Annotated in this window: 13 protein-coding genes and 1 tRNA gene; 6 read left to right on the top strand and 8 right to left on the bottom strand. The window is 64.8% G+C overall.

The features are described 5' to 3' along the window. Window positions 1-92: 92 nt before the first annotated feature. The 3 genes from AC1D1Y_RS05970 to AC1D1Y_RS05960 all read right to left on the bottom strand — a co-directional run bounded on the left by AC1D1Y_RS05970 (window position 93) and on the right by AC1D1Y_RS05960 (window position 3,554). Window positions 93-169: transfer RNA gene (locus AC1D1Y_RS05970), tRNA-Val, on the bottom strand. 182 nt (window positions 170-351) lie between these two features. After that, window positions 352-2,613, bottom strand: coding sequence for a RelA/SpoT family protein (locus AC1D1Y_RS05965; RefSeq protein WP_477681546.1), 2,262 nt, complete (start codon window positions 2,611-2,613; stop codon window positions 352-354). 29 nt (window positions 2,614-2,642) lie between these two features. Next, window positions 2,643-3,554 (bottom strand): alpha/beta fold hydrolase, encoded by a 912-nt coding sequence (locus AC1D1Y_RS05960; protein WP_477681545.1) that lies wholly within the window; start codon window positions 3,552-3,554, stop codon window positions 2,643-2,645. A 118-nt stretch (window positions 3,555-3,672) separates the two neighbouring features. Between AC1D1Y_RS05960 and AC1D1Y_RS05955 the strand changes: the two genes are divergently transcribed. Further along, on the top strand, window positions 3,673-4,455 hold the full coding sequence (locus AC1D1Y_RS05955; RefSeq protein WP_477675578.1) for a 3-hydroxybutyrate dehydrogenase: 783 nt from the start codon (window positions 3,673-3,675) through the stop codon (window positions 4,453-4,455). Window positions 4,456-4,471: 16 nt separating this feature from the next. Here the strand turns inward: AC1D1Y_RS05955 and AC1D1Y_RS05950 are convergent, their stop codons facing one another. Genes AC1D1Y_RS05950 through AC1D1Y_RS05940 form a run of 3 tightly spaced genes read right to left on the bottom strand, consistent with a single transcriptional unit; the run spans window position 4,472 to window position 7,497 of the window. Further along, complete coding sequence (locus AC1D1Y_RS05950) at window positions 4,472-5,566, bottom strand: NAD(P)/FAD-dependent oxidoreductase (protein WP_477681544.1); 1,095 nt, start codon at window positions 5,564-5,566, stop codon at window positions 4,472-4,474. Further along, complete coding sequence (locus AC1D1Y_RS05945; protein ID WP_477681543.1) at window positions 5,566-6,606, bottom strand: histone deacetylase family protein; 1,041 nt, start codon at window positions 6,604-6,606, stop codon at window positions 5,566-5,568. The genes AC1D1Y_RS05950 and AC1D1Y_RS05945 overlap by 1 nt, the downstream gene beginning before the upstream one ends. A 45-nt stretch (window positions 6,607-6,651) precedes the next feature. Further along, entirely contained in the window at window positions 6,652-7,497 is an 846-nt protein-coding gene (locus tag AC1D1Y_RS05940; protein WP_477681542.1) for an N-formylglutamate amidohydrolase, read from the bottom strand. 223 nt (window positions 7,498-7,720) lie between these two features. On the opposite strand from AC1D1Y_RS05940, the gene AC1D1Y_RS05935 reads away from it, so the two are divergent. Continuing rightward, window positions 7,721-8,341 (top strand): outer membrane beta-barrel protein, encoded by a 621-nt coding sequence (locus AC1D1Y_RS05935; protein ID WP_477681541.1) that lies wholly within the window; start codon window positions 7,721-7,723, stop codon window positions 8,339-8,341. A 66-nt stretch (window positions 8,342-8,407) separates the two neighbouring features. Here the strand turns inward: AC1D1Y_RS05935 and AC1D1Y_RS05930 are convergent, their stop codons facing one another. Next, window positions 8,408-9,313 carry a LysR family transcriptional regulator gene (locus tag AC1D1Y_RS05930; protein WP_477681540.1) on the bottom strand — a complete coding sequence of 302 codons (906 nt, stop codon included), beginning with the start codon at window positions 9,311-9,313 and terminating at the stop codon, window positions 8,408-8,410. A gap of 130 nt (window positions 9,314-9,443) precedes the next feature. On the opposite strand from AC1D1Y_RS05930, the gene AC1D1Y_RS05925 reads away from it, so the two are divergent. Beyond that, window positions 9,444-9,905, top strand: coding sequence for a multidrug/biocide efflux PACE transporter (locus AC1D1Y_RS05925; protein WP_477681539.1), 462 nt, complete (start codon window positions 9,444-9,446; stop codon window positions 9,903-9,905). 34 nt (window positions 9,906-9,939) lie between these two features. Here the strand turns inward: AC1D1Y_RS05925 and AC1D1Y_RS05920 are convergent, their stop codons facing one another. After that, the gene (locus AC1D1Y_RS05920) at window positions 9,940-10,656 is read right to left on the bottom strand and encodes an SIMPL domain-containing protein (RefSeq protein ID WP_477681538.1); all 717 of its coding nucleotides are present in this window, start codon (window positions 10,654-10,656) and stop codon (window positions 9,940-9,942) included. Here AC1D1Y_RS05920 and AC1D1Y_RS05915 point away from each other — a divergent pair. The 3 genes from AC1D1Y_RS05915 (at window position 10,656) to AC1D1Y_RS05905 (ending at window position 13,422) form a co-directional block, all read left to right on the top strand. Further along, window positions 10,656-10,934 carry a hypothetical protein gene (locus AC1D1Y_RS05915; RefSeq protein ID WP_477681537.1) on the top strand — a complete coding sequence of 93 codons (279 nt, stop codon included), beginning with the start codon at window positions 10,656-10,658 and terminating at the stop codon, window positions 10,932-10,934. The two genes, AC1D1Y_RS05920 and AC1D1Y_RS05915, sit on opposite strands and share 1 nt — an antisense overlap. Window positions 10,935-11,068: 134 nt before the next feature. Beyond that, a complete protein-coding gene (ompR, locus tag AC1D1Y_RS05910) occupies window positions 11,069-11,806 on the top strand; it encodes an osmolarity response regulator transcription factor OmpR (protein ID WP_007866319.1) in 738 nt (245 codons plus the stop codon). 239 nt (window positions 11,807-12,045) lie between these two features. After that, window positions 12,046-13,422 (top strand): sensor histidine kinase, encoded by a 1,377-nt coding sequence (locus AC1D1Y_RS05905; protein WP_477652206.1) that lies wholly within the window; start codon window positions 12,046-12,048, stop codon window positions 13,420-13,422. Window positions 13,423-13,425 lie beyond the last annotated feature (3 nt).

The following is a 13,425-nucleotide window of genomic DNA, read 5'->3' as shown; positions in this document are numbered from 1 at the left end:
CTGATGTACTCAATCCCCTTGGTTTACCCTGTGTGATGGGCCCCGCATCACCGTGGATGCGAAAGCCTGGACAGGAACCATTCTGAGGGAATTGGTAGGCGCGATTGGACTCGAACCAACGACCCCCACCATGTCAAGGTGGTGCTCTAACCAGCTGAGCTACGCGCCTAAGGACTGTTCGAAGCTAGCAGTATAGCATTTATTTTTAGCCCCACGGTCGCTCACTGCGTGTAGCTCCCTGCCCCCGAGGGGCCGCTGCGCCTGCGGCCCGGCAAAGCCGGTTCCGCGGCCCCTGCTGGTGTGGGATACAGCCCTCCTACACTCGCTCGCTGCTTGCCGTGAGAGGTGCACTCAACGCCTGCGCGCGGAGCGCACGCCCGGCACTTCGGCCACGATGCCCAGCACCTGATTGAGGCGGCCTGATTGCGCGACTTCGACGGTGAAGGTCATCCAGGCGGTGCCGCCGCGGTTGTCTTTCACCGACTGCGTCTGCACGCCGATCACGTTCATTTTTTCCTTGGCGAACACCTCGGAAATATCGCGCAGCAGGCCCTGCCGGTCGGCGGCCTCGACGGCGACATCCACCGGGTAGACCGCGCCGTCGGGCGTCTTGGGCGAATTCCATTGCACTTCGATCACACGGTCCGGGCTGCCGGCCGCCATGTTGCGAAAGTTGCTGCAGTCGCTGCGATGGATGCTGACGCCCTTGCCCTTGGTAACGAAGCCAAGGATCTCATCAGGCGGCGCGGGCTTGCAGCACTTGGCCAGTTGCGTCAGCAGGGATCCCATGCCGACAACCAGCACGCCACCCCCTGCTTTCTTTGCATTCGCGTTGGGCGCACGCGCCTTTTTTGCCAGCACGTAATCGTCCTGGCTCAACACCGGCTCGGGCGGCCTGAGCATGTTCTCTATCGTACGCAGGGACAACTCATCCTTGCCGACCACCTCAAACAAATCCTCCGCCGCCTTGAAGCCGAGCTGCGCCGCCAGGTCGTCCAGCTTCATCGCCGTCTTGCCTTCGCGTTGCAGCAGTTTTTCGACGGCCTCGCGGCCGCGGGCCACCGTCTGCTCCATCGCCAGCGCGTTGAACCACGCGCGCACCTTGGATTTCGCGCGGTGGCTGGACAGAAAGCCCAGCTCCGGGTTGAGCCAGTCGCGCGAAGGCCCGCCTTCCTTGACGGTGATGACCTCCACGGTCTGGCCGTTTTGCAGCGGCGTGTTCAGCGGCACCATGACGCCGTCGATGCGCGCGCCGCGGCAGCGGTGGCCCAGGCTGGTGTGCACGCTGTAGGCAAAGTCCACGGTGGTCGCGCCTTGCGGCAACTCCACAATGGCKGCGTCRGGCGTCAGCACRTAAATGCGGTCTTCAAACAGGCCTTGTTTGTCATCCCGCGCGCGCTGGGCAGCGGGGCCCGAGAGATCGCGTTCCCAGGCCAGCAACTGCCGCAGCACGGCGATCTTGGCGTCGTATTCGCTGCTGGCCGAGACCCCGCCATAACCCTTGGTGCCGGCCTCCTTGTAGGCCCAGTGCGCGGCCACACCGTGCTCGGCGTGGTCGTGCATGGCTTGGGTGCGCACCTGGATTTCCACCGCCCTGCCCGCGTCGTCGCGCACCACGGTGTGCAGCGACTGGTAGCCGTTSGKCTTGGGCYKGGCRATGTAGTCGTCRAACTCGCCGTCCACCGGCGTGAAGCGTGAGTGCACGAAGCCAAGTGCCGCGTAGCAGCCCTTCACGTCGGCCGCGATCACGCGCAACGCGCGGATGTCGAAGACCTGCTCGAAGTCCAGCGACTTGCCGCGCATTTTCTTGACGATGCTGTAGATATGCTTGGGCCGGCCCTGCACCAGCGCGGCGATGCCGTTCTGGTTCAGTTCGCGCTCCAGCTGCGCGCGCAGGGCTTCCATGAAGCCCTCGCGCTCCACACGCTTTTCATCGAGCAGGCGCGCCGTCTGCTTGTAGGTTTCGGGCTCCAGGAAGCGGAAGGCCAGGTCTTCCATTTCCCATTTGATCTGCCAGATGCCCAGTCGGTTGGCCAGCGGTGCGAAGACGTGCAGCGATTCATGGGCCAAAGACAGCGGCGCGGCCTGCCGCGTCGCGGCATAGTGGCGCAGGGTCTGCAGGCGCGATGCCAGCCGCAGCATCACCACACGCAAATCGCGTGAGAACGCCAGCAGCATCTTGCGCACGTTCTCGGTCTGCGCGGCCGGGTCGTCCAGCAACTGCGCCTTCGCATTGGCGCTGCGCGCCTGGCGCTGCACCTGCACCAGCTTGGTGGTCTCCATCGCCAGCGCGGCATAGTTGGCGCCGAAGGCCTTGGTGATCACTTCCTGCGGCTTGGTCAGGTGCTGGCACGCATAGACCAGGTAGGTGGCCGCCTGCATGGCTTCCGAGCCGCCTATGGTTTTCAGGATGGAGGCGACCGCATCGGCGTGCACCAGGATGTTCTCGCCCGTGTCGTGCGTTTCAGTGGCGATCAGGGGTTCGGCGAACGCGCGGGCCCGGGCCAGCGCATGCGGCTGATCCGGAAGGCTGTCGGCCGTGGCGGTCACGATGGAGGCATTCGCCCCCTGGGAGGCTGTCGGGCCACCGGGCCCGACCACATTGCTTTTCATGTAACTTCAGTCAAATAAGTTGGCGGGCCTCAGCCCAGCAGAAATCCCGTCACGGCGGCGACCTGGTCGGCGGCAACCAGAGTGGGCGCGTGCCCCACTCCCGCAAATTCCACCAGGCGGGCGCGCGGCCCGCGCTGCGTCATGGCCTGGGCTGTCTGGATGCTGAGCAGGTCGGACTGCTGGCCCCGTATCACCAGGGTTTCAGCCTTGATATTGTCGTAGAGCTGCCAGAGCATGGTTTCACCCTGGCGTGCGGATTCCTCGGTTTCCAGCTTGAAAGGCACAGCGATGGCCGGGTCGTAATGCAGGCGCCACTTGGCATCGGCGGCGTCCGAGACGCGCCTGAGCATGGGACGCGACAGCGCCAGCCACTGCTCGGGCGTGTGCGGGCCGAAGCTTTGGGAAATCGCCCACATCGCATCGGCCGCCTCCTGCACCGATCCGAAGTGGCCGGCCTGGCCCAGATAGGTGCCGATCCGCACGATCGCCTGCCACTCGATGGCCGGCCCCACGTCATTAAGTACCAGGCGACGCACCGGCGCCGGCAGGGGCAAGTCAGGCGTTCCACACACCGCCACGCCGATCAGCCCGCCCATGCTGGTGCCCACCCAGTCCAACGAGGTAACTGGCGCCTGGGCGTGCAACTGGCCCAGCATCGCCAGCATGTCGCCCGCATAAGTGCGCAACTGATAGCCCATAGGCTCCTTGAGCCAGTCGCTTTCCCCGCGGCCCACCACGTCGGGGCAGACCACGCGTATGCCGTCCCGCGCCTGCTCGGACAAGGCCCGCGCCAGCGTATCGAAATCGCGCCCCTGGCGCGACAGGCCATGCACGCACACCACCAGGTGCTCGCTGTCCGGCCTGCCCCATTGCCAGTACGCCATGCGGTGGCCGCCCGAGGCGTCGGGGCAATTTACGTAGTTCAGCGTAGGTTGGGTCATGGCGCGGCAGTTCAATTCAAAGGCTTGATAATTGCTTGAGAAATCAACCAGGCGCGGCGTGCACAACGCGAGGCCCGGTCTCCCAGTTCAACCATCGTAAATCATCCGGAGAAACAATATGCTCAAAGGTAAAACAGCCCTCGTCACCGGCTCGACCAGCGGGATAGGCCTGGGCATCGCCAAGGCGCTGGCGGCGCAAGGCGCCAACATCGTCATCAACGGCTTCGGCGACGTGGACGGCCCCAAGGCCGAAGTGGAAGCGCTGGGCGCGCGCGTGGCCTACCACGGCGCCGACATGAGCAAGGTCGCCGACATCGAGGACATGATGCGTTACGCCGCCGCGCAGTTCGGCCAGGTCGACATCCTGGTCAACAACGCCGGCATCCAGCACGTGGCCCGCGTCGAGAACTTCCCGGTCGAACGATGGGATGCCGTGATCGCCATCAACCTCAGCAGCGCCTTCCATGCCACCCGCTTGGCCCTGCCCGCCATGCTGGCGGCCAACGGCGGCAGGGGCTGGGGCCGCATCATCAACGTGGCGTCGGTCCACGGCCTGGTCGGTTCCGCCGAAAAATCCGCTTATGTCGCCGCCAAGCACGGCATCGTCGGCCTGACCAAGGTCACCGCACTCGAGAACGCCACCACGGGCGTGACCTGCAATGCCATCTGCCCCGGCTGGGTGCTCACTCCCCTGGTGCAAAAACAGGTGGACGCCAAGGCCGCCGCCGGCAACATCAGCAACGAGGCCGCCACCAGGCAGTTGCTGGGTGAAAAGGAGCCCTCCATGCAATTCACCACGCCCGAAGAACTGGGCGCGCTGGCGGTGTTTTTCTGCTCGCCGGCCGGCAACAATGTGCGCGGCGTGGCCTGGAACATGGACGGCGGCTGGGCGGCGCAGTAAGCGCCTTCGCTTCCCCTTACAGCATCCGGCTCACGTAATCGCCTATCGCCAGCGAGCTCGTGAGCCCCGGCGATTCAATGCCGAAAAGATTGACCAGGCCCGCCACGCCGTGATCGCGCGGTCCCTGGATCATGAAGTCTTTGGCCGCTTCGTGCGGCGCCTGGATCTTGGGGCGTATGCCGGCGTAGCCCGGCGTCAGCGCGCCGTCGGCCAGCGCGGGCCAGTACTTGCGCACCTCGGCATAAAAAGCGTCGCCGCGCGCCGGGTCCACCACCAGGTCTTCGGGCGAATCCACCCATTGCACGTCGGGGCCGAACTTGGCCTGGCCGCCCATGTCCACGGTGAGGTGCACGCCCAGGCCCGCGGCCTCGGGCACCGGGTAGATCAAGCGGCTGAAAGGCGAGCGCCCCGGTAGCGTGAAGTAGTTGCCCTTGGCGTAATGGCTGGGCGGCACATGCTGCGCGGGCAGGCCGGCAAAGTTCGCGGCCAGGTGCTGTGCCTGCAAGCCCGCGGCGTTGACGACGGTGGTGGCTTCGAGTTCAGTGCCGTCCTCCGCTACCAGGTAAATCGCCTCCGGCTGGCACTCAGCCCGGGCCAGCGGCGAACTCAGTGCGACCAGCCCACCCGCGTTCTCCAGGTCACCCTGCAGCGCCAGCATCAGGCCATGGCTGTCGACAATGCCGGTGCTGGGCGAATGTAGTGCGGCCACACATTCGAGTTGCGGCTCCAGCGCAAGGGCTTGCTCGCGCGTCAACAGTACCAGGTCGTTCACGCCGTTGGCAGCTGCCTTGTCGCGTATGCCCCGCAGCTGCGCGACCTGGGCCTCATTGGTCGCCACGATCAGCTTGCCGCTGCGCCTGTGGCCTATGCCGCGCTCGGCGCAGTAGGCGTACAACAAGCCCTTGCCTTCAACGCACAGCTTCGCCTTGAGCGAGCCTTGCGGGTAATAGATGCCGGCGTGGATCACCTCGCTGTTGCGCGAACTGGTGCCCGTGCCTATCGCATCGGCGGCCTCCAGCACCATCACCTCCCTGCCCCGCAGCGCCAGCGCGCGTGCCACGGCCAGGCCCACCACGCCCGCGCCTATCACCACACAGTCGACTTTGTCCATCAGCGGCCTTCAAAACCTTCAATGACGTTGACGGCATTGGTGCCCAGCGCGGCGGCCGCATAGCCGCCCTCCAGCACGAACACCGTGGGCAGGCCCAGCTTGCCCAGGCGCTCGCCAAGGCGGATAAAGTCGCCGGGCTGTAGCGCGAACTTGGAAATCGGGTCTTCGGCAAAGGTGTCCAGCCCCAGCGACACCACCAGCGCGTCGGCGCTGAAGGTGTTGATGCGCAGGCAGGCTGCTTCCAGCGCATCGAACCAGCGCGTCACCGTGCAGCCCGCCGGCAGCGGCAGGTTCAGGTTGAAGCCTGCGCCCTCGCCCGCACCGGTCTCGTCGGTATGGCCCAGATAGAACGGGTACTCGGTCATGGGGTCGCCGTGCACACTCACGAAGAGCACGTCGGCACGGTGGTAAAAAATGCTTTGCGTGCCATTGCCGTGGTGGTAATCGACATCGAGCACCGCCACGCGCGCCGCACCGCCGTCGCGCAAGGCCTGGGCCGCCACAGCGGCGTTGTTCAGGAAACAATAGCCGCCCATGAAATCGGGCCCGGCATGGTGGCCGGGCGGGCGGCTGCAGCAAAAGACGGCGCGCTCACTGTTGCTGCCCAGCAAGGCGGCGGCGCTGGCGGCGGCGTCCGCACCGGCCTTGGCGGCCTGCCAGGTGCCGGCCGACAGCGGCGAGCCGTTGTCCATCGAATACAAGCCCAGCCGCGCGGTGAAATTGACGGGCTCCACGTCGCTGCGCAAGGTGCGTACCGGCCATACCGAGGGAAAAGGCTGGCGGCCATCGTTGCCGTCCTCCAGCACCACCCAATCGCGCCAGGCATGCTCCAGAAATGCCAGGTAGCGGGCGGTGTGCACCTTGGCCAGCACCCCGCGGCTGTCGGCATGCGGCGTGCGCAGGACGTGGCCGCGCTCGCTCAGCCGGGCTTTGACGTACTCGGCACGCGCCGGCGTTTCAAAACAGGGCACACGCTCACCACGGAAAAATTCGTACTGCGGAGCATGGGCGTGGTGGCTGTCGCTGAAAAAGGTGAGCATGGCGAATGAGCTTGTTCAAGAAATGCCGGCAACCGCCGGCGGGTTTCAGAGCTTGCGCGGGTCGGTCTTGAGCAGCAACTCGACCAGCGAGCGCAAGCTGGCCTTGAGCGGTTCGGCGCCCGGCGCCAGCGCGAAGGTGCTTTCGTCCATGTAGAGCTTGCGGTTGATCTCCAGCTGGATGCTGTGCCGGTGTTCGGCCGGCCGGCTGTAGCGCCGGACCAGCTCCACGCCTTTGTAGGGATGGTTGTAGGCCACGCTGTAGCCGCGAGCCTTCAGGTGCTCGCACACCAGCCTGGACAAGGCCTTGCCGGCGGTCGTGCCTTCGCGGTCGCCCACCACGAAGTCGGCGTGCGCCTCACCCGGAAAATCCGTGGCGCTGCTGGACGCCACCGCGGGCATGGAATGGCAATTGATGTGGATGCTGTAGCCGTGTTGCCTGTGGGCCGTGTCAATCGCCCGCGCAACAGCCGCGTGGTAAGGCTTCCAGCACTGTTCAATGCGCGCCTGGATTTCCGCCACGCCCAGCTTGCGGTCGTACAGCGGTACCCCTTCATCGGTGGTGCGCCAGATCAGGCCTTTGCCCAGCCTTACCTTGGACAATATTTTGGGGTCGGTCTCCACCGGCCCGGGCCAGGGGCCGTCCAGCAAGCTCACGTCCATTTCGGTGGTGTTGCGGTTGGCATCGAGGTAGCTGCGCGGGAAGTGCGCCTCAATCCAGTGCACGCCCAGGCCGGGGGCAAAGTCGTAGAGCTTTTCAACGTGGGTGTCTTCGGCGCTACGAAGCACGGCAAGCGCGCAAGCGTGCCTGAAATCCGCCGGATACACCGTTCCGCTGTGGGGAGAATCCAGGACCAGCGGGGTGCTTCCGGGCAGGTGGGTAATGAGCTGCATGGCCTTGACTTTAGCACCGCAAAAATCAGCGCAAGCGCTCCCGCAAGGCCATGTGCCCCCGCCGCGCGCCGCGCGCAAACTTCCGTTTGTCCTACAGGGATTTAACTGTTGCACCCACAAAAATGGGCCCGCACGGCCCTTAAATTTCACGACGGAAAGCAACAACACGCGGCTGTTTCGCCACAAGCGTGACGCCGTCCATTCATCTCTTGAAGGAAGCAACATGCCATCATTGACCCGAACCTTTTCAGCCACCGTATTGGCCGTCGCCGCGTTGGCAGCAGCCACTGGCGCACAAGCGCAAAGCTCCACGTCCAGCTCCGGCATGTCGAGCAGCAACTATTCGTTTTATGCACCGGGCTCGCGCTATTTCGGCCTCAACGTCGGCCAATCGGACTTCTCGCTGCCCAGTGGCGCAGGCGCCTTCCCTTCGGACAACAAGGACACCTCGTACAACCTCTACGGTGGTAGTTATTTCAATAACAACTTCGGCCTGGAGCTCGGCTATACCGATTTCGGCAAGGCCAACCGCGGCGGCGGACAGACGGAGGCGCAAGGCATCAACCTGAGCCTGGTCGGCCGCCTGCCCCTGAGCAACTCCTTCAACCTGCTGGGCAAGCTCGGCACGACCTACGGGCACACCCGCGTGTCCGCCTTGCCGGCTTCCGGCCTCGCCTCCGGCAGCGAGAGCAACTGGGGTATCTCTTACGGCATAGGTGCCGAATGGGCCTTCACCCCGGCCCTGTCGGCCGTGCTGGCATGGGACGAGCATGACTTGAAGTTCGTCGGCACCGGCAAGGAGCGCGTCAGCACCACCAGCCTGGGCCTGCGCTACCGCTTCTGATAGGCCTCCGGGCGTGCCCGCCGCGCCCGCCACCAGCCCGCACGCCGTCACAGGCCGCGGGCTTTTTCACATCTCCGGCAGGCTCCCGCCTGGGTTCGCGGGCCCCGCAGGTGCCAGCATTTCCTGCAACAGCCAGGTGCCGGCGCGTCCCAGAGGGCGCTGGCGCGACCATACGGCATCAACCGGCACCCGCCGCGGCCAGCCGCGCGCGTCGAGTTCCGCCAGCTTGCCGGTGGCAAAGCGCGTGACCATCCAGCGCGGAATCGCCGCCCAGCCAAAACCCAGCACCGCCATTTCCATCAGCATGAGGTAGCTCGGCGCCGACCAGGCGCGGCGCGACTGAGGCAGGCCCTGGGCGCCCTGCTCCATATAAGTATCCAACCGCAGCTCACGGTAGTCGGCCAGCAGGTCGGGCGTCAGGTCCTTGAGGCTGGCGAGCGGATGGGCGGTGGCGACGAACAAGGTGATTTCAGACTGCTCGGCAATCGTGGCCGAGCCGATGTCCGGTGGGTAAGCATTTTGCGCGGCCACCACGCCGATGTGCGCCCGCCCGGTCTGCACCAGCGAGACCAGGTCGCCATGCTCGGCAATCAGGCATTCGAATTCAAGGTCGGGAAAGCGCTGCTCAAAAGCCAGCAGCATTTCCTCAAATCGGTCGGACTGGTAGGTGTCGGACCAGACCACGCTGAGCTTGGGCTCCATGCCGCCGCCGAGCTGGCTGGCGGCGCGGTCCAGCCGGTCGCTGGCGGCCAGGATTTCCTGCACTTTGCCCAGCATCACCCGGCCATGCTCCGTCAGCGCCGGCTTGCGGGTGCCGCGGTCAAACAGGGTGATGCCCAGGTCGATCTCCAGGTTGGCGATCGCGGTGCTCACGGTCGACTGGCTTTTGCCCAGCTTGCGGGCTGCAGCCGAAAACGAGCCCAAGGTGGCGGCTTCGGCAAAGGCGGTCAGTGCTTCAGGAGAATGGCGCATGGCGCGGCTTTCCATCTATTTAATAGATGATTATTGATTTTAAACCATCCAAAATAGCGATGAAAATACAGTCATTGCCGCCCAACATCGAGCTTGGGGGCCCGACATCAAGCAGAAAGTGAAGTGCACCGTGAGTCCGCAGAAATCAGTCAAGGAACGTTTTTTCCACGCCCTGGGGTTCGAAATCCTGGCCATCGCCATTTGTGCGCCGCTGGGCGCCTGGCTGCTTGGCTATTCGCTGGCGCACATGGGCCTGCTGACCTTGATGGTCTCGCTCATGGCCATGAGCTGGAACATGGTGTTCAACGCCCTCTTTGACCAGGCGCAGCAACGCATGGGCTTTCAGCGCACGCTGGGCGCCCGCGCCGTGCACGCCGTGCTGTTTGAAATCGGCCTGATCATCGCGGTGGTTCCGCTGGCCGCCTGGTGGCTGGACATCGGCCTCTGGGAAGCCTTTGTGCTGGACATCGCCATCGTGCTGTTCTTCTTGCCCTATACCTTCTGCTTCAACTGGGCATACGACCATCTGCGCGCCAAGGTCGTCGCGCGCAAGCACCGCCAGAAGCAGAAGGCCTGCGCCTCGGCGGCCTGAGCGATCCCGGGGCGGCCTGCACCGCCCCGCTTCATCATTTCATCTGCACTGAGCCCGACACGTTGACCAGCACCGTGCTTTTGCCGGCTTCCACCGGAACGCTGGCATCGGCCATTTCGGCTTTGGCCGACATCGCCATCATGCGGGGACGCGGCGGCGGATTCTGGTCGTTGGCGTTGATGGAAACTTCGCGCAGGCTGTAGCTCGAAAAGCCGAAACTGCGCGCCACTTCGCCGGCCTTGGCCTTGAAGCGCTCAATGGCCTGCGCCTGGGCCTCGCCCTCCACCCTGGCGCGCTGCTCGCGGCTCAAGGCAAAACTCACGTTGCTCATCGTGAGGGTCTGGATCTTGCCCGCCGTGCCGGTGATGCGCGGAAAGTCCCTGCCTTCCAGTACCAGTTCGGTGGAGCCCTGCCAGCCGTTGATCTTGCCGTCCTTGCCGTAGCGCGGGTAGAGGCTGAAGTTGCCGGTGCGCACATCCATCTGGCCTGGCGCGGCCGCCTGCTTGGCCTGTGCCAGCGCTGTGTCCAGCGCCTGCTTGAGCTGGGTCTGCACGACGCCGGCATCGGTGCCGTCGCGCGTGGTGCTCAGGGAAATCGACAGCAGGTCCTGCTGCACTTCCACGGAGCCCGTGGCCGAGAGCTGGGCCACGTTCTGCAGGGTTTCAGGGTGCATCGTCTGGGCCATCACGCCGGAGGCCATGGCAGCGCCCGCCAACAGGATACAGACGGCGATCGATTTGGAAGTTCGCATTGGAATTTACCTTTCAGGTGGTTGATCTTGCTTTTGGCCACAGTTGTGCAGCCCGGAAAGACATGAAACGAAAAAGAAAACAAAAAGGGGTTGAGGAGGCCAGAAATAAAGGCCAGGAATTTGGGGATTTGGCAAGTCATGCCTGCCACGTGCTTGCCAGCAGCCGCTCAGTCCCCCGGATTTTTCCGGCTTGGCAAGTGACCGTTTTGAAGGGGCGCCGGCGTTTCGCACAACGCGTGGGCCGCGATTTTCACATGCTCTTTTCCCCGCAGGTGTAGGAGGATTTCCACAATCAAATCCCGTGCGTGCATGCAGCCGCAACTTATGTAACAGTGTGTCAAAGTGACTGAAAAACGAGACATCGCGTGTTTTCAGCCTTCAAAATGGCTCTGTTACAAATTACCAGACGACTATGACCCAAGCCCAACCCAACGCCCGTGCCGACAAAATCCTGATTCTTGACGACGATGCCCGCATCCGCGACCTGCTGCGCCGCTACCTGGCCCAGGAGGGTTTTGAAGTCATCCTGGCCGAAGACAGCAAGGCCCTGAACCGCATCATGCTGCGTGATGCCGTCGACCTGATCGTCCTGGACCTGATGATGCCCGGCGAAGACGGACTGTCCATCTGCCGCCGGCTGCGCGCCGCCAACGACCGCACCCCCATCATCATGCTGACCGCCAAAGGCGAGGACGTGGACCGCATCGTCGGCCTGGAAGTCGGCGCCGACGACTACCTCGCCAAGCCCTTCAACCCCCGCGAGCTTCTGGCGCGCATCCACGCAGTGCTGCGCCGCCGGCCGACAGCTGAAGTGCCCGGCGCCCCGTCCAGCGACCAGGAGGTCATCACCTTCGGCCCCTTCTCCTTCGACATGGGCCTGCGTACCCTGCACAAGAACGGCGAAGAACTGCCGCTGACCACCGGCGAGTTCGCCATGCTGAAAACCCTGGTCCGCCACCCGCGCCAGCCCCTGTCCCGCGAAAAGCTGGCGCAACTGGCCCGCGGCCGCGAGTTCGAGCCCTTCGACCGCAGCCTGGACGTGCAGGTTTCCCGCCTGCGCAAGCTGATCGAAGTGGATGCGGCGGTGCCCCGCTACATCCAGACGGTCTGGGGCATTGGCTACGTGTTTGTGCCGGATGGCACTAACTAGCCCCCACGCTTTTCACTGCGCCTTCGGCTTCGTGTAATGCGCTGCCCCCCGAGGGGGCCGCCCGCCTGCAGTCCGGCAAAGCCGGCCCTGCGGCTCATGCTGGTAAAAACAAATGCTTCCACTGGCCCACGTGACGCGCGCCCGCAACAGGCGGCAACAGCTTGCATGCCGCCGCGCTGACTCATCGTGCTAACGTCCATCGATTGATCGCCTGCATTCGCGGCACGTACCCACTTTTTATGGACGCCACCAACCCGGTCCCCCTTGAAACCGCCCCGGCACCGCTGGAGATGCGCCCGCGGCGCGGCTTCAGCCTGTTCTGGCGGACGTTTTTTTTCCTGTCCCTGCTGCTGTTCGGCTCCATCGTGGCCTGGCTGCAGACTTTCAGGGCACTCGAATCCGAGCCGCGCGCCATCCAGAGCGCGCAGCAGCTGGCCTCGCTGGTCAACTTGAGCCGGGCCGCCCTGCGCTATTCCGACGCCATCGCCCGCGTCTCGCTGATCAAGACCCTGGCCGACGAGGAACGCGTGCGCATCACGCCGCGCGAGCCCAAGGACAAGTTCGAGTTGTTCGAGAGCGACGAGCTGGGCGAGCGCACTGCCGAGGAACTCAAGGCGCGGCTGGGCAACGGCACCGTGGTGGCCAGCAGCGTCAACGGCCAGAAGGGCCTGTGGGTGGGTTTTGCCATCGACGGGGACTCCTACTGGCTGCTCACCGACCCCTCCAAGATAGGTCCGTCCCGCAACAGCACCTGGGTCATCTGGCTGATCACGGCGGCGGTGCTGTCGCTGGCGGGGGCGGCCTTTATCGCCAGGCTGATCAACCGGCCGCTCAAGCAGCTGTCCTTCGCGGCCAGCCGCATGCGCGACGGCGACTTCGACGCCAGCCTGCTCGACGAGAAAGTCGCCACCAGCGAGATCCGCGAGGTCAACATCGGCTTTAACCGCATGGCCGAGCAGCTCTCCAAGATCGAACAGGACCGGGTCATCATGCTGGCCGGCATTTCGCACGATTTGCGCACGCCGCTGGCGCGCCTGCGCCTGGAAACCGAGATGAGCGTCACCGACGCCGACGCCCGCGAACACATGGCGGCCGACATCACCCAGCTCGACGCCATCATCGATAAGTTCCTCGACTACGCCCGGCCCGAGCCGCCGCGGCTGGAGCGCGTTTCGCTCAATGCCGTCGTCGATGCCGCGGTGTATGCCGTGGCCGACTACGAAGACATGCGCGTGACAGTCGCCATTCCCGACGACATGGCGGTCCTGGCCGACGAGGTCGAGCTGTCCCGCGTGATCTCCAACCTGCTGGAAAACGCCAGGCGCTACGGCAAGACGCCTGAAACCGGCATCGCGTTGGTGGACATCGCGGCCAAGAGCCGCGACCAGTGGGTGCTGATCAAGGTGCGCGACCACGGCATGGGCGTGGCGCCCGAAACCCTGTCCAAGCTTACGCGGCCGTTCTTCCGCGGCGATGCGGCGCGCACAGCGGCCACGGGTGCGGGCCTGGGCCTGGCGATTGTCGAAAAAACCATTCACCGCATGGGCGGCGTGTTCGGCCTGGCCAATACCGGCTCGGGCGGGCTGGCCGCGCACATCAAGCTGCGCCGGAGCTAGGCT

The organism is Polaromonas sp. P1_G1 (assembly GCF_056405595.1).
The sequence above is the reverse complement of the archived record's forward strand: the minus strand, read 5'-3'. Positions and strand labels throughout refer to the sequence as shown.